Below are 21,783 nucleotides of genomic sequence, written 5' to 3' on the forward strand. Positions count from 1 at the left end.
CGCGATGTCAGCAAAGTGGACGGAAACCTATGTGGGCGGTTCTCCGGAGGCCGAACGGAAGGAGACCAAGGAACTCGCCCAGATGATGATGGCCGCGCAGCTTCGGTCGCAGGCGGCGGCCAAGGCCCGGCACGTGGACCGCGCGCTGCACACCAAGTCGATCGCGGCGCTCAAGGGTGCGGAGTTGCGGTTCATCGAGGATTTGCCGGACGACCTTGAGGTGGGGTTCGCCAAACCCGGCGCCGCCTATCCGGCCGTGGTCCGGTTTTCGAACGCATCGTCCAGAACCCAGTCGGACGAGGAAAAGGACTTGCGCGGCGTCGCGGTGCGGATCGAAGAGACCGAGGGCATCCATCACGATCTTCTGGCCACCAATTTCCCAGTGCCGCACGCCCGCAATGCGCGCCAATTCGTGGTGTTTGCCCATGCCTTGGCCGGGGGAACCGTGTCGAAACTGTTCGGCCTGGTGCGGCTGGCCTTCGTTCTGGGGCCGTCCGAGACATGGCGGATGCTGCAAAACGTGCGCGGCGCGTTGCGGCAGTGCGACAGCGTTGCGCTGGAAATCTATTGGAGCCGCGGCGCCATCGCCTGGGGCAACGAGGCGGTGCGCTACACGTTCAAACCCGCGCCCGGAACGCCTGGGGTTTCGGGCGAATTCGTCGGGCCGGCGCGCCTGTCGTCGGAGTTTGCGGCACGGCAGGCGGCCGGGGACATCCAGTTCGACCTCTACGTGCAGCGGTTCGTGTCCGAAGCCCAGACACCGATCGAGGACGCGGCCCACGAATGGACCGAAACCGTCAGCCCGCCGGTCAAGGTGGCCGAGTTGGTGTTGCCCGCACGCGATCTGTCCACGCCCGAGGCGTTGGCCGAGTCCGTTGCCGTGGACGGCATGGCATTCAATCCGTGGAACACGACCGAAGCCTTCCGCCCGCTCGGCAACCTCAACCGGGCGCGCAAAGGGGTCTATGACGCCTCGGCCGCGCACCGGCAGGGCAAGCGGTTCAAGGCTCCGCCGCCGCCTTTGCAGAACCTGATCTTCGGCACCTCGGCGCGGGCGATCCTGCGGGTGGTCAACCGCCGGGTGCCGTGGCACAGGATTCCGGTCTTGCTGCTGCAGCTTCTGAACCTCGACGCTCTGCGGCACGATCTGCGCCAGAAAAGCCTGATCGACACCGACCCCGAGGAAGAGACCCCCACAGCCCGCGCCGTCCCACCCGAACCGACCGCCGAACAGCGGATGTACCGCACCTATGACGGCAGCTACAACGATTTGTCGGATCCGAAGATGGGCGCCGTCGGCGCCAGCTTTGGCCGCAACATGCCGCCGCAGGTCCAACCGACCGACAGCCCCAATCCGGTCGAGGTCGCCCGAAGGCTGATGGACCGCAAGACGTTCATCCCCGCCAGGATCCTCAACGTGCTTGCGGCATCCTGGATCCAGTTTCAGGTGCATGACTGGGTTTCGCATGAACGGCGCAAACTGGGTGAGAATGACGACGTCGTTCCGATCCCCGACTCCTATCCCGAATGGCGCAACAGTCTGGATGGCGAACCCGAGCGCGAAATGCGCATTGCCGGCAACATCCCGCTGGAAGGCGCTGACGATCCCTTTCTGTTCGCCAACGAAACCTCGCATTGGTGGGACGGGTCCGAAGTCTACGGCACCTCGTCGAAACAGGCCATGGCGTTGCGGGACGGGGCCAGGATCAAGCTGGACAACGGCTATCTGCCCGAGAACGTCGCGGGCTTTGCCATGACCGGCTTCAACGAAAGCTGGTGGCTGGGCCTGTCGACCATGCACACGCTGTTTGCGCGCGAGCACAACGCGATCTGTGACGCCCTGAGCCGTGAATACCCGAACATGGACGAAGAGCGGGTCTATCAGACCGCGCGCCTGATCGTGTCCGCGCTCATCGCCAAGATCCACACGGTCGAGTGGACGCCGGCGATCCTGGGAACCGAGGCGCTGGACATCGGCATGAAGACCAACTGGTACGGCCCGCCCAGGTCGTGGCTGACCCGGCTGGGAATCTGGCTGACGGACACCCATGCGCTCAAGGGCATTCCCGAGACCCAGCCCGACCATCACACGGCACGCTATGCGCTGACCGAGGAATTCGCCACCGTCTACCGCATGCACCCGCTGATCCCGGACGACTACATCTTCTATGATTTCGAAACCGGAAAGGAAAAGACGCGCCGCACGTTCCTCGACATTCAGGGGGAGCAGACCGACGAGCAGATGCGGCATCTGGGCTTGCGGGACTCGCTCTATTCGCTCGGGATTGCCCATCCGGGGGCGATCACCCTGCACAACTTCCCGAAATCGCTGCAGAACTTCGAACGGTTCGGCGAGGTGATCGACCTTTCGGTCGTGGACATCGTGCGGACGCGGGCGCGGCGGGTGCCGCGCTACAACGCATTCCGCAAGGGGCTGCACATGCCGCCGGTGACGCGGTGGGAGGATCTGACCGCCAGCCCCGAAACCAACCGCATCCTCGAGGAGCTCTACGGCGACATCGACAAGGTGGATACCGTGATCGGCCTGCTGGGCGAAACACCGCCTGATGGGTTCGGCTTTTCCGACACCGCGTTCCGCGTGTTCATCCTGATGGCGTCGCGGCGGCTGCAATCCGACCGGTTCCTGACCACCGATTTCCGGCCCGAGGTGTACACGCCGCTCGGCATGGATTGGATTGCGCGGAACGGCATGAAATCCCTCCTGCTGCGCCACTTCCCGGAATTCGCCGCCGTTCTTCCGAAAACCGGTACCGCCTTCGCGCCCTGGCGCGTGGTCGACGGGGGTTGAGCGATGGCCAGAGCCAAAACCACCAAGGGACTCGCCGCCTTTCTCAAAGCGCCTTTGGCGCACACGCTCTGGAACCGGCGCACCAAGCGGGTGAGCCGGGGTTCGAACGTGGTCGCCGGGTCGCTGAGCTGGCAGTCGCAGAACGAACGCGCGCCCCTCGATCCGCTGCAAGAGGCGATCCTGATCGCGGCGACAGGAGCCACCGGCATGACGATGCCGGATCGGCCGTTCTTTGATGACGAAACCGGCGATCCGATCATGTCCAAGCCGAACCTGGTGATGGAGGGGCGCACCGCCGGCAGCCCCGACAACGCGCAGGGCACGCACTTCTTCATGATCAACGACAGCGGCACCTATTTCCTGCGCCGCCTCGACCCGCTGGACGGCGGCACCGACAACTGGACGCCGGATGTGCTGCTGGAGCGGGCCGAACAGGCCAAGGTGCGGATCCTGGACCGGCGCATCGACGTGCCCGGGGACATGCGCGACTTTCCCGCCTATCTCGATTCAAACCGGTTCTTGTCGAACACGCCCGGTTCGACCCTCTTCTTTCCCGTCGTGGACCTGTCGCACCAATACATCAACGCGCTGATGTATCTGCTGACGCAACCCGATCAGGCCCGCCCCGTCATCGTCGATGACAGGAACTTCTATCAGCCGGCCGGGGTGAAACAGTGGGTCAAGAAGGGGTTCCTGAACCCCGAGATCAAGATTCCGCTGGGTGTGCTGGGCCAGATGCGCACGCAGATCGAGGCGGACCTGCTGATTCAGAACCTGTTCCTCGTGACCGAGGCGCTGGGGCTGGGCGGCTGGATCCATGCGGCGATCTCGCCCCCGGTGCTGCTGGGCGACCCGAAGTTCCGCGACCGGTATGGGAACATGCTGAATTTCGATTTCGTCTCTCCGAAATGGCGGTTCCTGGACCTGTTCCGCTGGCACACCCTGCCGGTCGCGCAGATGAAACACGTCCGCTCCCACGCGGTCGGCCTGCGCCATCACGGCGAACACCTGATCAAGGGCAAGTGCCCGCCCTACTATGCCACCATGTCCGATGCCGTGGACGCGGTCATCGCGGGCAAGTTCGGCGAGGACGGCATCTACAAGAACAAGGATCTGTTCGCGCGGATCTACAAGGGCGAGTTCGGCGACAAATACCTTGAGGAAGCGGGCGAGTACGAAGAAGACGTGATCAACTGCGCCCGCGACATCTGCACCTATATCTATGAAACGCACGGGCGTTTTCCGGCGCATTGCGAAGCGATCCACGCGCCGGGCATCTGGCTGCAGGCCCATCGCGTGGAGAACGAGTACTACGACGCGTATTTCGATCAGGGTCTGACGAAGGCGCAGCGCGAGCACGACACGAACTGGCCCGCGTGACCGGAGCCTGAAACCGATCGGGCAGGTTTCCGGCCCACCTGCCCGGACCAGGCCACAAAGACTACCGGTGCGCGTCCAGTTTCTCGAATTCGTTGGACAGCCTTGCGCGCAGCTTCTTGGCGGCACCTTTCAGGGCGGCCGGAATGTCCGGCGCGTCGTGATGCGCCGTCATCGGCCCCATGCCGCGCGGGCGCGCCTCGATGGTGCAGCGGATGTGGCCCGGTCCGTGCTTGTCGGCATTCTGGTCCTTCAGATGCACTTCGACACGGGTCAGCCGGTCGCTCAGGTGGTCCAGATCGCTCTGCACGGCCAGCTCGGCCACCTCGATCACCCGCTCGTCGCCGTGGATGAAATTGTCGGTATTCACCTGGATTTGCATCTGAAACTCCTGCTTTGTCGTTGTCTCAAGAGTTATGCCGCCCAATGGGCGGGTGCAAGATTGGAACCGGCCGGACCGCGGAAACTTTTTGGGTCGTCGGGCTGAAACCCGGTCCCGAACCAAGCTGTGCGTTGGGAAATTCGGGCACGGTCCCGGGAATCCGAAAAAATCCGCCGGCGCGCGGATTCCGTCTTTGACCTTCACGGGTTGGCAGGGGCAAGATGCCGGCATGTCCGGTCGAATGGCACCCTGATCCCGGACCGGAAGATGCCAATGAAGTTGCGACGGCGGCCGCCCGGTCGCGTGACCACACGCCAGAAAGGGAGAATTGCCGCATGCAATGGTTTGTTGAAACGCTGCGGAACAATCCGGAGCTTTCCGTCTTTCTGGCCATCGGGATCGGGTTTCTGCTTGGCCCGCTGTCTTTCAGGGGTTTCAGCATCGGCACCGTGACCGCTACCCTTCTGGCGGCGGTCATTATCGGGCAGGCCCATATCGAGGTCGCCTCGGAACTCAAATCCACCTTCTTCATCCTGTTCATCTTCGCGGTGGGATACGGTGTCGGGCCGCAGTTCATGCGCGGGTTCAAATCCGATGGCGGCCGCCAGATCCTGTTCGCGCTGAGCGTTCTGATCGTGTGCCTGATCGCGCCGGTGCTGTCGGCGATCGTGGCCGGTCTGGAGTTGGGATATGCCGCCGGTCTCTATTCCGGCTCGCAGACGATTTCCGCCTCCATCGGCGTAGCCTCGGACCAGATCACCCAGTTGGGGCTGTCCGGCGAGGAGGTCAAGAAGTACACCAACCAGATCCCGATCGCCTATGCGGTGACCTACATCTACGGCACCATCGGTTCGGCGCTGATCCTCGCCAAACTCGGGCCGCGGCTGATCGGTGTGGACCTCCCCGCGGCCTGCAGGGAATACGAGCGACAGCTTGGCGGCGGTCAAGCGGCCGAAGCTGACGATGGGGCGGGCGGCACCGCCTATCACGTGATCGAGGCGCGGGCGTTCGTGATGACCCCGGACAGCCCGCTGCTGGGCAGACCCCTGCGCGAGCTGATGCCGGAGGAGCGCATCTTTGTCGAACGGCTGCGCCGGAACGGACAGGTGATCGAGGCGGACGATGCCACCGAACTCCAACCCGGGGACATCGTGGTGTTTTCCGGCCATCGGGCGGATCTGGTCGAACATCTGGAGGGCACCTACAAGGAAGCGGATGTTCCGGAACTCCTGAACTTCGCCTCGGAAAAGCTGGATGTCCTCGTCACCAACAAGCAGGTGCACGGACATACTCTGGAAGAGCTCGCCAAATCGCCGCGGGCACGCGGCGTCTACCTGACCAAGATCATGCGCAACATGGTCGAGATACCCATTCTGCCAAAGACCGAGGTCCATCGCGGCGACATTCTGACCCTCACCGGCAGCAAGCGCCATGTCGAGGCGGCGGTCGACGCCCTGGGCTATGCCGACAGACCGGTTGACGCGACCGATCTGGCCTTTGTGGGTTGGGGGATCTTTGTGGGCGGCCTGATCGGCGCGATCACCTTCGTCCTCGGCGGGTTTCCGATCAGCCTTTCGACCACTGGCGGCGCATTGCTGGCCGGGCTGGTGCTGGGCTGGTTGCGCACGATCCATCCGACATTCGGCCGCATACCTGGCCCTGCCTTGTGGTTGATGAACACGCTAGGCCTCAACGTCTTTATCGCGGTGATCGGCATCACCGCGGGGCCGGGTTTCGTGGATGGTCTGAAACAGGCAGGTTTCGCCCTGCTGCTTTGGGGGATCGTGGCGACTTCGGTGCCGATGATCTTTTCGATCTATGTCGGATATTACATCTTCAAGTTTCACCCCGCGATCCTGTTCGGAGCCTGCGCAGGCGCGCGGACGACCACGGCTGCCCTCGGCATGATCCAGGAGGCGGCGCAAAGCCGCATTCCGGCGCTCGGCTATGGCATGCCCTACGCCATCGGCAACACGCTTTTGACCATCTTCGGCATGGTGGTCGTCATCATTATGGCTCGTTTCTGAAAGGGATTCCAAGATGGATCAATTGAAGCTCCACGATTACGAGGCGCTCAGCCCGTTCGAGATCAAGGACGAACTCATCAAACTGGCCAGTGCGGATTCCCGTCGGTCCAATCACGTGTTCCTGAACGCAGGGCGCGGCAACCCAAACTGGGTCGCGACGCGCCCGCGCGAAGCCTTTTTCCTGCTGGGCCAATTCGCCGTCACGGAGTCCAAACGGGTCATGGACCTGCCCGTGGGCCTGGGCGGGATGCCGGCGCAGACCGGATGTGCCGACCGGCTGCGGGCCTGGCTGGACGACCATGCCGACATGCCGGGCGCCGACACCTTGAAGGAGGTGGTCGAACACGCCATCGGCGCTTTCGGTTTCGACCCGGATGCCTTCGTGCACGAACTGACCGACTCGATCATCGGCGACAATTATCCGGTCCCCGACCGCATCCTGCATCACAACGAAATCATCGCGCATGAATTCCTGATGTGGTCGATGTGCGCCGGCCACCGACCGTCGGCCAAATTCGACCTGTTCGCCGTCGAAGGCGGAACGGCGGCGATGTGCTATATCTTCAAGGCGCTCAAGAACAACCGCCTGCTCAATGCCGGCGACACGATCGCGCTGGGGACGCCGATCTTCACGCCGTACCTGGAGATGCCGGAGTTGGAAGACTACGATCTGACCTCGCTTCACGTCTCGGCACATGAGGAGGACGGGTTCCAGTTTCTGGATGCCGAGCTGGAAAAGCTGAAGGATCCCAAGGTCAAGGCGTTCTTTCTGGTCAATCCGGGCAACCCCTCTTCGGTCGCCATGAACAGCGAGTCGATTGCGCGGTTGGTCGATCTGGTGAAAAACCACCGGCCCGACCTGATCATTCTCACCGACGATGTCTATGGCACCTTCGTGCATGATTTCCAGTCTCTCATGGGCCATCTGCCGCGCAACACGATCGGGGTCTATTCCTACTCCAAGTATTTCGGTTGCACCGGCTGGCGGCTTGGGCTGATTGCGGTGGCAAAGGACAATGTTCTGGACGACAAGCTCGCGGCGCTGCCGGAAGCCACCAAGCAGACACTGGACAAGCGTTACGGCACGCTCAGCCTCGACCCGCGGGACATCCGGTTCATCGACCGGATCGTTGCCGACAGCCGGGACGTGGCGCTGAACCACACCTCGGGCCTGTCGCTGCCGCAACAGGTCATGATGACCCTGTTTTCGCTGTGCGAACTGGTCGATACCAAGAAGGCGTATCAGGAAGCCTGCATGGAAATCGTGCATCGGCGCTTCAGGCTGATGACCGAGTCGCTTGGGGTCGATGTCACCCCCGGCCCGCATTACGACGCCTATTACGGGATCATCGATTTCGAATACTGGCTGCGGAAGTATGTCGGCGACGATGTGGTGGAATGGATCAAGGAGAATGTCCACCCGCTGGATATCGCCTTCAAGCTGGCCGAGGATCACGCCATCGTTCTGCTGAACGGGGGCGGCTTCGACGCGCCCGACTGGTCGGCGCGCGTGTCCTTTGCCAACCTGCCGGACGAAGCCTATGCCAAGATCGGGCGGGCGGTCCGGGCCGTGGCGCGGGGCTATGTCCAAGCCTACCGCGCGGCGCAGAGCCAGCCCCTGCACGGAAATCCGGACGGGTAACTGCCTCGGTTCAGTGACCCATCTCAAGGGTGCACGCATCGGGCGCGTCCGACGCACCCAGGAACTGTGCCTTGCGCTGCTGTCCCAGTACGCCCCGCGCCAGATCGCAGGCGGACCGCGTGCTCAGCACGTCCCACACCCGCACCACGCCGTCATCGCCGGCGCTGGCAAAGCTCTGCCCGTCCGGATGTGCGGCCAACCGCCAGATCGTGCCGTCATGCGCACCGGGAATGTGGCCGATGGACTTGCCGAACGGGATGTCCCAGATGTGCAGCCCGCCGCGCCGGTCGCTGGCGACCAGAGTTGCGCCGTCATCCAGGATTAGCACATCCGTGGCACCCCGGACGTGCCCGGTGAAATCCACCAGCCGTTCGCCCGACGGCAGCGCCCAGACCGACACCACCTCGTCGCTGTCACCCGCAGCCAGCAGGTTGCCATCGGGACTCAGCGCCACGGACCAGACCAGGTTGTCCGAAACATCCAGAATCGCCGCCTCTGCCGCGCCGGTTGCCGGCCAGACCTGGATCTGGCCAAGACTGGTAGAGACGGCGATGCGGCTGGGTCCGGCATCCATCGCCGCGCGCGTGATGCTGCCCTTGTCCGGGCGAAACCGTTGCACGATCTCGCCGGTCCCGGCGTCGATGAGCAGCGCCGCGCTTTCGGACGCTGCCAAAAACCTGGCGCCGTCTTGGGAGAATTCGACCGACCAGACCGCTTCGCCAATCGGTGGCAGGCGCAGGAGTTCGCCGCCGGAAGCGGCATCAGCAACGATGATCCGACCGGCCCGGTCGGCGGTCGCAATCCGGGTGCCGTCGGGCGACAAGGCGGCGGCCCAGACCTCGTGCTCATGCACTGCGTCTGCAACGACGGCCTCGCCGCCGTCGAGCGGCTGCACGGCGACACCGCCGGAAGTGTCCGCAATGACCGCGCGATCGCGCCCCAATGCCAACCCCTTCGGCAGCGCGTCCCCGCTGACGGAAAACTCCGCCGAAAACGGCGCGGTGGCGCCCAGGCGCCAGAACCGGACCTGTTGGTCCGAGCCCAACGTCGCGGCCACGCGATGGCGGTCCGCGAGCGCGATATCCAGTATCCGCCCCATGTGCCCTGATGGCGACCGGGCCTGCAATTCGCGCGTGTCCGCATCCCAGATCAGCAACCTGCCCTCGAAGTCGCCGCCGATCAGCCTGCGGCCCTCATGCAAGAAGCGCGCGGCACCGATCATCTCGTTTTCCGGAAACGCCTGACCGAAGGACAGGCCGGTCCCGGTTTCGATCAGTCTGGAATACCCATCGCTGCTGACGGTCGCCAACAACTCTTCGTCCGGGCTGAAGGACAATCCCCAGACATCGCTGGAGTGCAGTGTGGTCTGCGGCGGAAAAAGCGGCCGGCTATCCGGGTAGCTCCACAGCCGGACCTCGCCGGTTCCGTTGCCGGCCGCCAGCATCGCGCCGTCCGGGCTGAAGGCGACGCTGGTGAAGTCTCCGTTTCTGCTTGCCACGATCCGGCTTTCCGCGTCGGCTGTCCCGGACAGAGCCCAGACCCGGATGCGCCCGTCCTCGCCGGCGGTTGCGATCACCGGTTCGGACGGATGGAAGGCGAGGCGCCACAAGACGTCGCCGGTCTCGCCCAGCAGGCGCGGCTGGTCGGCAAACCCGCTGCTGATCGGAACGAGTGCCAGGCGGCCGGTGTCTCCCACCGCGGCCAACGCCGAGCCATCGGGGGCAAAGGCGATGTCCTGAATGCCGCCCACGCCGATGTCCAGGTCTTCGCCGACCTGCTGCCGCGTCGCACCATCCAGGATCCGGACCATGCCGTTCCGCGATCCGGTCGCGACCGCGCCCGCATCCGGCGCGATCGCGATGGCCAGCGCATCGCCTGCCGCGACGGGGGCGCCGTCGGGCACCGGCGCGCCCTTTGCAAGGGCGAGCCGCGCCCGCAGCAGCGCCACCCGCGCGTCGTATGTGGTGCTGGGGCTGCGCGAGCGGGCAACCGACTGGGCGGCCAGGTTCAGCGCCAAAAGTGGATCGTCGGTGGCATAGCCGGCCGCCGCCGCGCCCAGGGCGCTGGCAAAGCTGTCATTGGCCTTGACCGTCGCGGCATCTGCCAGAGCCGCGTTTTCCTGCGCCTGCCGGGACTGTTTGAGAGCGATGAACGAGGCCGCGGTCGTGCCGATCGCCAGAATGGTCAAGGCGCCCACGGCGATGTTGCGAAACCGCCTGCGCTGCGCCTGGCGTCTGTTGGCCGCATCCTCGGCGGCTTTCTGCGCCTGTGCGCTCGCTTCCAGAAACTCTCTCTCCTTGGCCCCGGTCCTGTCCCGGTTGTTCTCGAGCCATTCGAGCACATATCCCAGCCGCGCACCCCTGAGCAGCATTTCGGGATCACGGTCCGACTCGATCCATTCGTCGGCCATCTGCACGATGCGCAGACGCAGGCGCAGGTCGCCCCGCGACCGTTCGATCCAGCGGCTCAGGCGCGGCCATGACCGCAGCAACGCTTCATGCGTGATCTGCACCGTTTCGTCATCGACGGTGAGCAGCCGGGCCTCGGTCAGACGCTTGATGACCCGTTCCATGACCGGGGCATCGGTGTCGTCGCGCAATTCGGACCGCGCGACGATCCGGCGGGTGTCCCCGCCGCCCTCGCCCGGAATGACGAGGCTGAGAAGCAATCGTTCCGCCACACAGCGCTCTTGGTCCGAAAAGTCGTTGTCAAAGACCGCGTCCGCCGTCTGGCGGATCGCCCCGGCAATGCCGCCGCTGCTCCGGTACCCTTCGTAAGTCAGCGTGGACCCCAGGCGGCGCAGCCAGGTTTCCACCAGCGCATGGGACAGGAGCGGCAGAACACCCGCGTCGTCACCCGCCTCGGACAGGATCGCATCGACCAGATGCTGTTCGACGTAAAGGCCGGACAGTCGGGCCGGTTCGACAATGGTGCGTCTCAGATCACTGGCCGTCATCGGGCCGACCAGAACCTGATTGCGGCTGACGGCCTCGGCCAACCACGGCAGGGCGGCGCAGTTCTGATAGAAGTCCGCCCGGATGGTCAGAACGATCCGTACGTTGCTGTCGGCCGGATCCGTGATTGCGGCAAGGGCATCGACAAAGCCTTGCGCCACGTCCTCGTGGTTGAGCGTGAACAGCTCTTCGAACTGGTCGATGACCAACAGCAGCGGCTGTTCCCCTGCCGCCTGAATGACCTGCCGGGCCAGTGTGGGCCGCGCGATGAACTCGTCCAGCCGGACTCGCGCATTTTCCTGATCGCCCCGCAGCCGGAAATACAACTCGGACAGTGCGTCGCTGCCGGGCGTGAAAAGCTCGATCCGCCAGGTTTCACTGCCCGGCAGGCGGCCTTGCCTGAGCGCGGAAATCAGACCGGCACGGATCAAGGAGCTCTTTCCGCTGCCCGACGAGCCCCCGACGACCAGAACCTTTTGCGTGCGGACCCGTTGAAGGATGTCCGCCACCAGTTCCTCGCGACCGAAGAACCGATCCGCGTCCTCGGGCTGGAAGGCGCTGAGGCCGCGATAGGGGCAATCGGTGCCGGGGCTCGGCAGGCTGGTGTCGTCGGGGCGCAGCTCGGTCGGGTCGGGAAACTCCGCGGCGATCCGGGCCATGACGTCCTGGGCTGCACTGCTCCACGCCTCCACGTCTTCGAACCGTTGTGCCGGATCGGCCGCCATGCCGCGCAGAAAGAAATGCCGCCAAGGCTCGGCGAGGCAGTCGATTTCCTCTTCCACGGCCACGGCGTCGGGCGGGCGGGCGCCGGTGAGCGCGAACCACAGGACCGCGGTCGCCGAATAGATGTCGGCCGCGGGACTTACCCCGCCATCCGCCTCGAATTGCTCGGGCGCCATATAGGCCGGCGTCCCCCCCATGAGCAACGAGGCGTTGGTGTCGCCGAGCGCATCGCTGGCAATGCCGAGATCGCCGATCATGACGCGGACCTGGGCCGGTTGCCGGGTCTGCGGCGCGGGAAACAGGACCGTGTGATCCGAGTCGTCGCTTGGCGGAGCCTCCGGCCGTTGGCGGGCGCCGATGGACTGGTAAAGGATGTTGTCCGGTTTGATGTCCCGATGGATGACCCCGGCCCGGTGGATCGCCGACAGACCGGAGGTCAGCGAATCGACGAGTTGCAGGATGTCCTTTTGCGGCAGGCCCGGAAACGGCCCGTCATGCGCGCGCAGCTGGTCGGTCAGCGTTCCCAGATCGGCGTGGTCCATGACGAAATACGGGCTTCCGTCCGAAAGCCGCCCGATATCGTGCACCCCGACGATGCTGTAGGACTTGATACGTCGCAACAGCCGCGCTTCTTCGATGAACCGATGCTTGAGGAATTCGTTCTCTTCCTCGTGCGACTGAAGGATCTTGATGGCGACTTCGGCCTGCAATTCCTCGTCCCACGCCAAGGCCACCACCGCAAAACCGCCACGCGCGATCTTGCGGCGAACGACATAGCGTCCGACGTAGCCAGGTAGTTCCATTCAAGTTCCCGGACTAGAATTGATCCGAAACGTCAACGCAGGTGAACTTTTCCGGGTCCAAAATGTCGTGATTGCGATCCGCCGCCGACACGCACAGCGACACGGCATCTCCGCGTGCCGCCACCGAAGTGACGCCCGTCGTCGTATAGCTTGGATAAGCGTCGGTCGGATGCCAATCGCCCTGTTCGACCCCATGTTCCGACTCGGCGTTGTTGCTGACCTGCTTCACGTCGTAGAGCTCGCCCCACCAGATGTGGAAATGGTTCTTGGACATGTCCGGGCTGAAGTTGGAGTTCAGCTCGACGGTCAACTCGTCTCCGTCCTTGGTGACGGACAAGATTTCAACCGCACATCCATCGACCGGGCAGGCATTCGAGTCCTGCGCTGCGGCCGGCGCGACAAAGCTTGCCCCTGCGGCGAGATACAACATGGAAAAGACTGTAAAACCGAATGACTTGTGACGTTCCATCGTCTGGTGGCCTCCTGCCAGGTCTGAAATTGCTCTAATCACTATTGTGTGCAAACCTAACACAATAACGTTACAACTGCCAGCTTGTCGCCAACGGCGCAACCTGGCCCTTCCAGGCTGGAGTGTGGTGCATGCGTGTCATCGGCGCGGCGTTGATTGCGGACATTTCCGGCAGCACCCCGTTTTTCGAGCGGGAAGGCGCGCCGCGCGCCATGCGGGAAATCGGCTTGCGCCTGGAAACCATGCGGGACCAGGTCCGGCAGGCGGGCGGCGAATTCATCCATTCCAAAGGCGACGACATTCTGGCGTTCTTCCCCGAGGCCGACGCCGCGGTCGAAGTGGCGGAACGCGTCGTCGAGAGGTCTGCGGACTCCGTTCTCCAGGTTCATGCCGGTGTGAGCTGGGGCGACATGATGAAGTTCCCCGAGGATCTGTTCGGAACCCCGGTCAACGTCGCCGCGCGCTTGTCGTCGCTGGCCAAGCCGCACGAGGTGCTGGTCGATCAAGGCTGCTTTCAGCAACTCAGCGAACCGGTTCGCGAAACGCTGCGGGAGGTTGACGTTTTGCGGCTCAAGGGGGCGGCGGACAGCCGGGCCGTCTATTCCCACATCGCCGAAGATCCCACGGGACGAACCGTCAACTTCTTCATGAAGCAGACGCATACCTCCAGAACGACCGATCTCTGCCTCAAGCACAAATCCGAGGTTCTTTGGTTGTCGGATGGGCACGAACTGGTGCTGGGCCGTGCGGAGGACTGTGATCTGGTGATTTCCGCGCCCTGGGTGTCGCGGCGTCACGCCACGGTTTCGATCGCCAACGGCATCGTCGAGTTCCGCGACCACAGCACGCTGGGCAGTTTCGTCAGAACCGAGCAGGACGCCGAAACCGTTCTGAAACGCGCCAGCGTGACGCTGACGGGCACCGGGCATGTGTCTCTTGGCGCGCCGATTGCCCAATCCACCGCCGCGGTGGTCGAATATGCGTTGATGGCATCGCCGGCGCGGGGCGGGCAACAGGCGGAGTGATGCAATTCCCGGTGGATGCGACCGGGTGGAACGGCTAATGTGGGCCCCACGCATCCCGGTGGTCAGGGGCAGAAAAAGTGCGGTCGGGTGAAACGGCGCGACGGTCGAGCGAGTTGGACGAAATGCAGGACATGACGATTGCCCGATGGCGTTTCCTGTCGGAGTGCCTTGGCGCCGACCAAGCGCCGGTGATTGTCGATATCGGCGCGAACCCCCTGGAAGATCCAGCCTACAAGCCGCTGCTGTCCGCCGGGTTGTGCGAGGTTCACGGGTTCGAACCGCAAAAGGGCGCCTTTGAGCGGCTGCTGGCCGAAAAGGGGCCACACGAGCACTACGAAAACTGTGCCGTTGGCGACGGTCGCGTGCATCCGTTGCACATCTACCGCCGGTCCGGTCTGAGCTCGATCTTTCCGCTCGACCCCAAGTCGATCGCTTTTCTCGGACGATCCGAAGGGTCGGCGACGCTGATCGAGACGGCAGAGATCGAAACTCGGCGCCTTGATGACATCGACTCCATCGACCGCATCGACCTGCTCAAGATCGATGTCCAGGGGGCCGAGGCGCTGATCTTCGACAACGGCGGCGAAAAGCTGTCCCGCGCCGTCGCCGTGATGACCGAGCTGCGGTTCTATCCACTGTACCAGGACGAACCCTTGCTCGATGCCCAGATCGCCCGGCTATCGGACCTGGGACTGCGATTTCACAAGACGCTGTTCGAAAAGAAATCCCATATCGGAAACTCACAGTCGGCCCGGCTGAAAGGCGCCAGGATCGCCAGTCAGGCCCTCGACGGGGACGCCGTTTTCGTGCGCGACCTGCGCGAGCCGGACAGGCTGGACGACGGTCAGTTGAAGGCGCTGGCAATCCTGTCCGACGCGGTTTTCGAAAGCTTCGACCTGACCCTTCACTGCCTCGATCTGTTGGTCGGGCGCGGCGCAATCGACCGCAACGTTCCGGAGGATTACGTTCCGCACCTGCCCCGCAGATTTCTGCGAGACCCATGAGCGCCGAAGTCTTCGATCTGGAACTCTCGGGCTTCGGGATACCGGCCAACCGGCCCGATCTCAGGCGCGACCGCTTTGGCAAGCCGGCGCATCACGATGCGGCCTATGACACGCGGTATGACTGGACCACGCTGGTCTACGACTGCTTTCAGGACAGCGAAGCCGGTGAAATCCTGTTGATCGGGCCACCCCTGCTGAATTTCCGCGCCCGCATGGCAGAGGCGGAGTTCCGGTTGGATGGCGCTTCCGTCCAGATCAAGGCGATCCGCGATCTGTCCAGATGCTCGATCATCGCGCTCGACGCGGCCCAAGGGCGCGATCTGTCCATCACGCATGCGGATTTCGGAGCGCGCCTGTCGGTGGGGCGCTGTTTTGTCCAGGAATTCGGCGGCTTGAACGGGATCTACACGATTTCGTTGGACAACCGGCTGGACTGGATCGCCGACTGGCTCGGCTACTACGTGCGCGAACATGGGCTCGAGACCGTGGTGCTGGCCGACAATGGCTCCACCGCTTATGCGCCGACCGACTTGCGGCAGACCTTGGGTTCGGTTCCCGGCCTGCGCAAAGCGGCGATCCTGCGCGCGCGGTACCCGTTCGGTCCGACCGCGGAAAACCGCAGCGCCTACAACTCGCTCTTTCTGCAGCGGTCGATGGCCGAACTCGGGCGATTGCGGTTCTTCGCCCGGGCCCGCGCCGTCGTGAACGCGGATATCGACGAACTGTTCCATTCCTTCCGCGGCCAGTCGATCTTTGATGCGACGGTGGCATCCGAGGCGGGCTATACGCGCGCCGATGCGGAATGGGTCTACGCCCCCAAACCCGGCCCCGACGGTTACGCGCGCCACGCCGATCATTCGCATGTCAGCGCAACGGGCCGTCCAAAGGCAAACCGCAAATGGTGCGTCGCGCCGCAGGGCCCACACAAGGGCAAGCAGTGGCTGACCCACTTCATCGACAACCGGCACGACCCGGTCGATCCGGATTTCCGGCTTTGGCATTTCCGGCAGATCTCGACCTCGTGGAAATTCGACCGGTCCGAAGCCGGACCGGACCTTGTGCGAAACCCCGAACTGATCGAAACCATGCAACGTGTGTTCGCAAAATGGCAGCGCCGACCGGGCGCATGAGGGCGCGCTGTTGTCAGCCCGAAACGCAACTGGTACGGTCTGGACGCGAGGCAAAACACCACAAGGGCAGTCCGAAACGTGTCCGACCGCAGGTTCTTTCTAGCGTTGACCGTCAAGAACGAAGCGCCGAACCTCTGGGAATGGGTGGCGTATCACAGGGCCATCGGCTTTACCGATATCGCGATCTACGAAAACGACAGCGTCGATGGTACGCAAAAGATGCTGCGCACGATGGCCAAGCATGGCTTCATCCAGCATTTTCCCAATCGTTCCCGCAACAAGGGTTGGCAAAACAAGGCATATCGGCGGGCATCCCGGCTCGACGAATACAAGGCCGCGGAATGGGCGATGGCGCTCGATTGCGACGAGTTTCTGGTTGTCCATGTCGGCAACGGCACGGTCGCCGACCTTGTCGATGCCCTTCCGCCCGAGGCAAATGCCTGCACCATTCATTGGAAAGCCTTCGGAAGTTCTCATCATGCAACCATGCCGCCGGGCCTGGTTACGGAAGAATTCACGCTTGCCGAAAAGCCCGCGCGCATCGCCGAGCGCATGATGGGGTTCAAGTCGATCTTCAAACCCAACGCCTTCAAGCGCATCGGCATCCACAAACCCAAGGACGCCTTTGCCGATGTGCCGAGCGTGATGTGCAACGGTTCGGGCATACTTCTGGATCCGAACGTCGATCCCGGTTGGCGGTCGAAAGACCCCGGCTGCCGCAAACTGGCGCAGGTCAATCACTATGCCATCCGGGATTTGGAGAGGTTCCTGGTCAAGTCCGGGCGCGGTCGCACCGCCAACCACGAACGCGCGGTGGATACCGAGTATTGGCGGAGTTTCGACATCAACGACGCACAGGATCTGGCCGCCGCCAACAGAGGTCCGCAAACCCGGTCCGAGATGAAACGCATGGACGACAAGACCCGAGGGCGTATCGCCTTGCTTCACCGCGAAGGCCGGGATGCAAACCGTGCCGTTTTCGAGGAATTGATGCAGGATGCCTATTACCGGGATATCTATGAAAGGATCGCCGAGGGATTTCCGGGACGGGAAATGCCGAGACTGAGGGAAGCGAACCTGTGACAATGGCGGCGACACTTGAATATGACGAAGTGATCGAAACCAACGGCGTGAAAGTGCCGTTCGTGCCCCGGATCATCACGCCGCCGATCGAAAAGCCGATGCGCAACAATCGCTACGAAGGCGGCGAATTCGCCGCCCTGCGCAAATTGTTGCGACCTGGCGACAGGGTTCTGGAACTCGGCGCCGGCGTCGGCCTGCTGTCCACCTTGGCAGCCACGACCGAGGGCGTCGAAAGCGTCGTCGCGGTCGAGGCCAATCCAGAACTGATCCCCCTGATCCGCGAAACCCACCGGCTCAACGGCGCCGGAAACGTGACCTTGTTGAACGGCGTGGTGGCCCCCGACGGCGCGGGGCCGCTGGACTTCTACCTGCGGGCCGATTTCTGGGCCTCGTCGCTGGAACCCGACAGCCGCCCCTACGAGCGGACCATCAGCATCGCCAGCCACGGCATCAAGGATCTGATGGCAACGCACGATCCCACGGTCATCGTCTGCGACATCGAGGGCGGTGAGCTGGGGCTGTTCGACGATGTGGACCTGTCCAATGTGCGCGTGTTGATCATGGAGTTTCATCACAAGGTCTACGGGCGTCGCAATGTTGAAGCACTCTACGATCTCTTCCAGCGCCGCGGCCTGCAGATCGAGTCCGTCGAGAAATCCACAAGCGTCCGTTGTTTCGTCCGCCCCACCCTGCCGGCCGAAGCCCGGGCATGGCCGCCGAACGACCCCAGGTTTCTTGTGACGACCTGCATGAAGGACGAAGGGCCGTTCATTCTGGAATGGATCGCCTGGCACCGGTCGATCGGAATTCAGGGTTTCGTCGTCTTCACCAACGACTGTTCCGACGGCACCGATCAGATCCTCGACCGGCTGGAAGACCTGGGCATGGTCCGCCACTTGCCCAACCCGGCGCTGGCCACCGGCTCGACCTATTTCCAGCCGGTCGCGCTGGCCTACGCGCCGCATCTGCGCGAATGGCGGCAGGCGGATTTCTTCATCTCGATGGATGTGGATGAATACGTCAACATAAGGGTCGGTGACGGCACGATGCGTGATCTGTTGCGGGCCGCCGGCTATTTCGACGCGTTGAGCATGTCGGAACTGAACCACGGATCCAACAACCGGTATGCATTCGAGCCGGGCCTGATGACCGAACAGTTCCCGCGCCATCAGACGGAGAGCCCGGGATGGCGAAAGGCGCAGCGCGGCGTCAAGACGATCGTGCGGCTGAGCGACAAGCTGAGGAAACCGCGCAACCACCGCCCCGATTTTCATGACGACCGCGGACCGGTGGTCTGGCTCGACGGATCCGGCAGGCCGCTGCAAACGCTGGCCCAAGACCCCACGCTCAACGGCATTGACGTTCGCGGCAGTTATGATCTGGTCGTTCTCGATCACTTCCCGCTGCGGTCGCTGGAAAGCTATCTGATCAAGATGTTCCGTGGCGATGTCGTCGTGCAGAAAAAACAGGTGTCCCACCGATACTGGAGGTTGCGCAACCGTAACGAAGAGCTGACTTCGACCTTCGAGCGCCAGCAAGCGGGGTTCCGCAAGGAACTGGAAAGCCTGATGGCCGATACCGAACTGAACCGCCTGCACCAACTGGCCTGCGACAAACACCGCGAACGCGCCAGGGCGTTGCTGGACCAGCCGGAGTTCCGGGAACGTCGCGACTGGATCTTCACCAACAGTTGGGACGGCGAACCGGCCGAAACCGATCCCCCGGTTGAGCAGGCCGCCCGTGCAACCGATTGAAAACGTGTGACTCCGACGTGAACCCGAAATTCATCCAGAGAGCATTGGTCGGCGCGGAAACCGGCGACACCGTGCTCCTGGATGCGGTGCGCCGGCCGGATGGGCGGGTGGTGCTGTCCTTCGCCGGCGCGGCGACCGAACGCCAGATTGCCCTGCCGGACCGTGCCACGACGGTGGAGACCCGAGTTATCGGCGGCGCGGAACAATGGGTTTGTTCCGGCCTGGACGACCGGACGACCTTGAACATCGGCGGCAAACGGGTCGTGATCGACGTTGCGGGGCACGATCAGGCGCCATTCGCGCAAACGAACGCGCTCTTGGGCGTACGAAACGGCGAACCGGCCGCGACCGTTCTGGATTGGCTGCGGTTTCATGCCGCCCACCACGGGGCAACCGGGGCCGTGATCCTGAACCGGGCCGGGCCCGGCCCGGACGCCGGGTTCTCCGAGGCGCTGGAGAAAGGTTTGGCGGGCATCCCGGGTCTTGTCTGTGTGGCCCTTGTGCGTTCGAACTTCCCGCTGGGCAAAGCCGGCCTGCCACCCGAAGCGCATCCGTTCTGCGTTCCCGATGCGCCGGGCAAGGACCGGATGCGGGTTCCGCCGCCCGATCCCTGGACCGCGCCGCTCGGCCATTCCATCCTGTTCGAGATTCTGCGCCACAGGTTCCTGAACGCCGCCCGCGCAGTGGCGCGGCTGGACGTACACGACCTGTTGGAACGCGGCGACGGTCCCAGCGCCTTCGATCAGGCAGCCGACAGCGCATCCGCTGCGATCCCGTTGATCGGCCGAAACTGCTATCCTTGGCAGGTTCGCAACGCCCGCGCACCCGGATACGCGGAGCATGTCTGCATCCAGTTCGACACACCGCCCAGCCGCAGCAGCTGGTGTGTGGCGCCGCAAAAGTCACCCCCCGACGCGGTCTGGCGCGCGGTTCGGATCGCCAATCTGCGCCCCGACCCGGGACGCGCGGTGGGGTTCTTTCGGCACATGGCCATCCGCCACCCGACAGATCAGGTCGGGCAGATCGTTCCCAAGACATCGCTGGTCGAATATCCACCGCTGATCGAACAGGCCGAACGGGTTTGGGGCGAGGAACCGGCGCGCATGCCCAAACGCCAACCGCGCCCGGCGGCAAAAACAAACGGTCGGCGCGCCATCGTCACCTGCATGAAGAACGAGGGGCCGTTCATTCTGGAATGGCTGGCCCATCACCGCGCCATCGGGTTCGACGACGTGCTCGTCTACACCAACGACTGCACGGACGGAACGGACGCGATGCTGGATCTGCTGCAGGACCGCGGCCTGGTGCACCATCGCCGGAACACCTACCGCGACCTGGACCTGCCGCCGCAACATGCCGGGCTTCGATCCGCCGAGGACGAAGCCGTGATCCGCGATGCCGAGTGGATCGCGGTGATCGACGTTGACGAATTCGTCAACATCAAGGTGGGCGATGGAACCCTGGACGCGCTGTTCGGTGCCGTACCCGATGCCAACATGATCGCCATGACCTGGCGTCTGTTCGGCAATGACGACGTGCACGCGTTCCGTGACGCATTCGTGACCGAGCAGTTCACCCGCTGTGCACCCGAACTGTGCCGCAAGCCGCATCAGGCCTGGGGATTCAAGACGCTGTTCCGGAACCTGGGCCTGTTCAAGAAGCTGGGGGTTCACCGGCCCAAGGGTCTGCACCCCCAACTTTGGGAGGAAATCCGGTGGGTCAACGGTTCGGGCCGGCCATTGCCACGTCAGATGTACCGGACCGGATGGCGCTCGACGGTCGGCACCTATGGCTATGACCTTGTGCAGTTGAACCACTATGCCGTGCGCTCGGCCGAAAGCTTTCTGGTCAAACGCGACCGGGGCCGCGTGAACCATGTGGATCGCGATCAGGGGCTCGCCTACTGGTTTCGGATGAACAACAATGCCGAACGCGAGACCTCGATCCTGAAGCGGCTGCCGCTTCTGCGCGCCGAGTGGGATCGGCTGATGGCCGACCCGGAAATCCGCGCGGCTCATGGCCATTCGGTGCTCCGGCACCGCGAGAAGATCGCGGAACTCCGATCGCAACCCGCCGACGGCAGCTTCTATTCCGACCTGACCGGTCCACGGCTTGAAAAACTGTCCCGGATGCACGCGCATTTCGGGGCCAACGTGTTTCTCTCCGGTCCCGATGTCATTCCCGACGAAATCCTGGCAAGAAAGCCGGAAGAGGAGTTCTTCTTCACCGTCGAGCGGGGCGACACCGCGCATTGAGAGGCCAAGGGAGCGCGCGCGACCGTCCGTGCCTGCGGCCCTTCAGCAGTCGGATCATGCTCCGACCCGCTCGCTGACGACCTCGGCAAACCTGGCAAAGAAACGGGCCGACAGCTTCTTGGCCGTTCCTTGTATCAGACGACTGCCAAGCTGCGCGATCTTTCCTCCGATCTCGGCCGTCGCAGTGTATTTCAGGATCGTTTCGCCAGCGTCTTCCAGCAGGGTGACATCCGCGCCGCCCTTGGCAAAGCCCGCCGCGCCGCCCTTGCCCTCGCCGGTCAGGGAAAACGAATCCGGCGCGCCAGCGGGGTCCAGAACCACATGTCCCGCGAACCGGGCTTTCACG

At 63.7% G+C, this 21,783-nt stretch carries 14 protein-coding genes; 10 read left to right on the forward strand and 4 right to left on the reverse strand.

All coding sequences use genetic code 11. From position 1 onward, the window contains the following. The first annotated feature begins 4 nt into the window (after window positions 1-4). Entirely contained in the window at window positions 5-2,809 is a 2,805-nt protein-coding gene (locus AC2FNJ_RS15895) for a peroxidase family protein (RefSeq protein ID WP_496765621.1), read from the forward strand. Window positions 2,810-2,812: 3 nt separating this feature from the next. Then, window positions 2,813-4,189 (forward strand): hypothetical protein, encoded by a 1,377-nt coding sequence (locus AC2FNJ_RS15900; protein ID WP_496765623.1) that lies wholly within the window; start codon window positions 2,813-2,815, stop codon window positions 4,187-4,189. A gap of 61 nt (window positions 4,190-4,250) precedes the next feature. Here AC2FNJ_RS15900 and AC2FNJ_RS15905 read toward each other — a convergent pair whose 3' ends face one another. After that, window positions 4,251-4,568, reverse strand: a complete 318-nt coding sequence (locus AC2FNJ_RS15905; protein WP_496765624.1) for an HPF/RaiA family ribosome-associated protein — start codon at window positions 4,566-4,568, stop codon at window positions 4,251-4,253. Window positions 4,569-4,903: 335 nt separating this feature from the next. On the opposite strand from AC2FNJ_RS15905, the gene aspT reads away from it, so the two are divergent. Beyond that, window positions 4,904-6,595, forward strand: a complete 1,692-nt coding sequence (gene aspT / locus AC2FNJ_RS15910) for an aspartate-alanine antiporter (RefSeq protein ID WP_496765626.1) — start codon at window positions 4,904-4,906, stop codon at window positions 6,593-6,595. Between the two features lie 13 nt (window positions 6,596-6,608). Next, window positions 6,609-8,237 carry a bifunctional aspartate transaminase/aspartate 4-decarboxylase gene (locus tag AC2FNJ_RS15915; RefSeq protein WP_496765627.1) on the forward strand — a complete coding sequence of 543 codons (1,629 nt, stop codon included), beginning with the start codon at window positions 6,609-6,611 and terminating at the stop codon, window positions 8,235-8,237. A gap of 10 nt (window positions 8,238-8,247) precedes the next feature. Here AC2FNJ_RS15915 and AC2FNJ_RS15920 read toward each other — a convergent pair whose 3' ends face one another. After that, window positions 8,248-12,717, reverse strand: a complete 4,470-nt coding sequence (locus tag AC2FNJ_RS15920; protein WP_496765629.1) for a WD40 repeat domain-containing serine/threonine protein kinase — start codon at window positions 12,715-12,717, stop codon at window positions 8,248-8,250. 13 nt (window positions 12,718-12,730) lie between these two features. Next, complete coding sequence (locus tag AC2FNJ_RS15925; RefSeq protein ID WP_496765630.1) at window positions 12,731-13,186, reverse strand: hypothetical protein; 456 nt, start codon at window positions 13,184-13,186, stop codon at window positions 12,731-12,733. A gap of 131 nt (window positions 13,187-13,317) precedes the next feature. Between AC2FNJ_RS15925 and AC2FNJ_RS15930 the strand changes: the two genes are divergently transcribed. The 6 genes from AC2FNJ_RS15930 (at window position 13,318) to AC2FNJ_RS15955 (ending at window position 21,437) form a co-directional block, all read left to right on the forward strand. Continuing rightward, window positions 13,318-14,211: an FHA domain-containing protein gene (locus AC2FNJ_RS15930; RefSeq protein ID WP_496765632.1), complete on the forward strand. Its 894-nt coding sequence runs from the start codon at window positions 13,318-13,320 to the stop codon at window positions 14,209-14,211. 131 nt (window positions 14,212-14,342) lie between these two features. Further along, window positions 14,343-15,215 carry an FkbM family methyltransferase gene (locus tag AC2FNJ_RS15935; RefSeq protein ID WP_496765634.1) on the forward strand — a complete coding sequence of 291 codons (873 nt, stop codon included), beginning with the start codon at window positions 14,343-14,345 and terminating at the stop codon, window positions 15,213-15,215. Beyond that, on the forward strand, window positions 15,212-16,345 hold the full coding sequence (locus tag AC2FNJ_RS15940) for a hypothetical protein (protein WP_496765635.1): 1,134 nt from the start codon (window positions 15,212-15,214) through the stop codon (window positions 16,343-16,345). Before AC2FNJ_RS15935 ends, AC2FNJ_RS15940 begins: the two co-directional genes overlap by 4 nt. Before the next feature lie 78 nt (window positions 16,346-16,423). After that, entirely contained in the window at window positions 16,424-17,428 is a 1,005-nt protein-coding gene (locus AC2FNJ_RS15945; RefSeq protein ID WP_496765637.1) for a glycosyltransferase family 2 protein, read from the forward strand. A 2-nt stretch (window positions 17,429-17,430) separates the two neighbouring features. Further along, on the forward strand, window positions 17,431-19,182 hold the full coding sequence (locus AC2FNJ_RS15950; protein WP_496765639.1) for an FkbM family methyltransferase: 1,752 nt from the start codon (window positions 17,431-17,433) through the stop codon (window positions 19,180-19,182). Between the two features lie 17 nt (window positions 19,183-19,199). Beyond that, a complete protein-coding gene (locus AC2FNJ_RS15955) occupies window positions 19,200-21,437 on the forward strand; it encodes a glycosyltransferase family 2 protein (protein ID WP_496765640.1) in 2,238 nt (745 codons plus the stop codon). 54 nt (window positions 21,438-21,491) lie between these two features. Here AC2FNJ_RS15955 and AC2FNJ_RS15960 read toward each other — a convergent pair. Further along, window positions 21,492-21,783: SRPBCC domain-containing protein (locus tag AC2FNJ_RS15960; protein ID WP_496765642.1), on the reverse strand; the 292-nt coding region annotated here is incomplete at its 5' end.

The organism is Ruegeria sp. BHSB196 (genome assembly GCF_059613135.1).

Bases quoted from the DNA above. Each gene is read 5' to 3' on its own strand.
- AC2FNJ_RS15905 (WP_496765624.1), bottom strand. From the start codon at position 4,568: ATGCAAATCCAGGTGAATACCGACAATTTCATCCACGGCGACGAGCGG.
- AC2FNJ_RS15915 (WP_496765627.1), top strand. From the start codon at position 6,609: ATGGATCAATTGAAGCTCCACGATTACGAGGCGCTCAGCCCGTTCGAG.
- AC2FNJ_RS15900 (WP_496765623.1), top strand. From the start codon at position 2,813: ATGGCCAGAGCCAAAACCACCAAGGGACTCGCCGCCTTTCTCAAAGCG.
- AC2FNJ_RS15930 (WP_496765632.1), top strand. From the start codon at position 13,318: ATGCGTGTCATCGGCGCGGCGTTGATTGCGGACATTTCCGGCAGCACC.
- AC2FNJ_RS15920 (WP_496765629.1), bottom strand. From the start codon at position 12,717: ATGGAACTACCTGGCTACGTCGGACGCTATGTCGTTCGCCGCAAGATC.
- AC2FNJ_RS15895 (WP_496765621.1), top strand. From the start codon at position 5: ATGTCAGCAAAGTGGACGGAAACCTATGTGGGCGGTTCTCCGGAGGCC.
- AC2FNJ_RS15935 (WP_496765634.1), top strand. From the start codon at position 14,343: ATGACGATTGCCCGATGGCGTTTCCTGTCGGAGTGCCTTGGCGCCGAC.
- AC2FNJ_RS15950 (WP_496765639.1), top strand. From the start codon at position 17,431: ATGGCGGCGACACTTGAATATGACGAAGTGATCGAAACCAACGGCGTG.
- aspT (WP_496765626.1), top strand. From the start codon at position 4,904: ATGCAATGGTTTGTTGAAACGCTGCGGAACAATCCGGAGCTTTCCGTC.
- AC2FNJ_RS15925 (WP_496765630.1), bottom strand. From the start codon at position 13,186: ATGGAACGTCACAAGTCATTCGGTTTTACAGTCTTTTCCATGTTGTAT.
- AC2FNJ_RS15940 (WP_496765635.1), top strand. From the start codon at position 15,212: ATGAGCGCCGAAGTCTTCGATCTGGAACTCTCGGGCTTCGGGATACCG.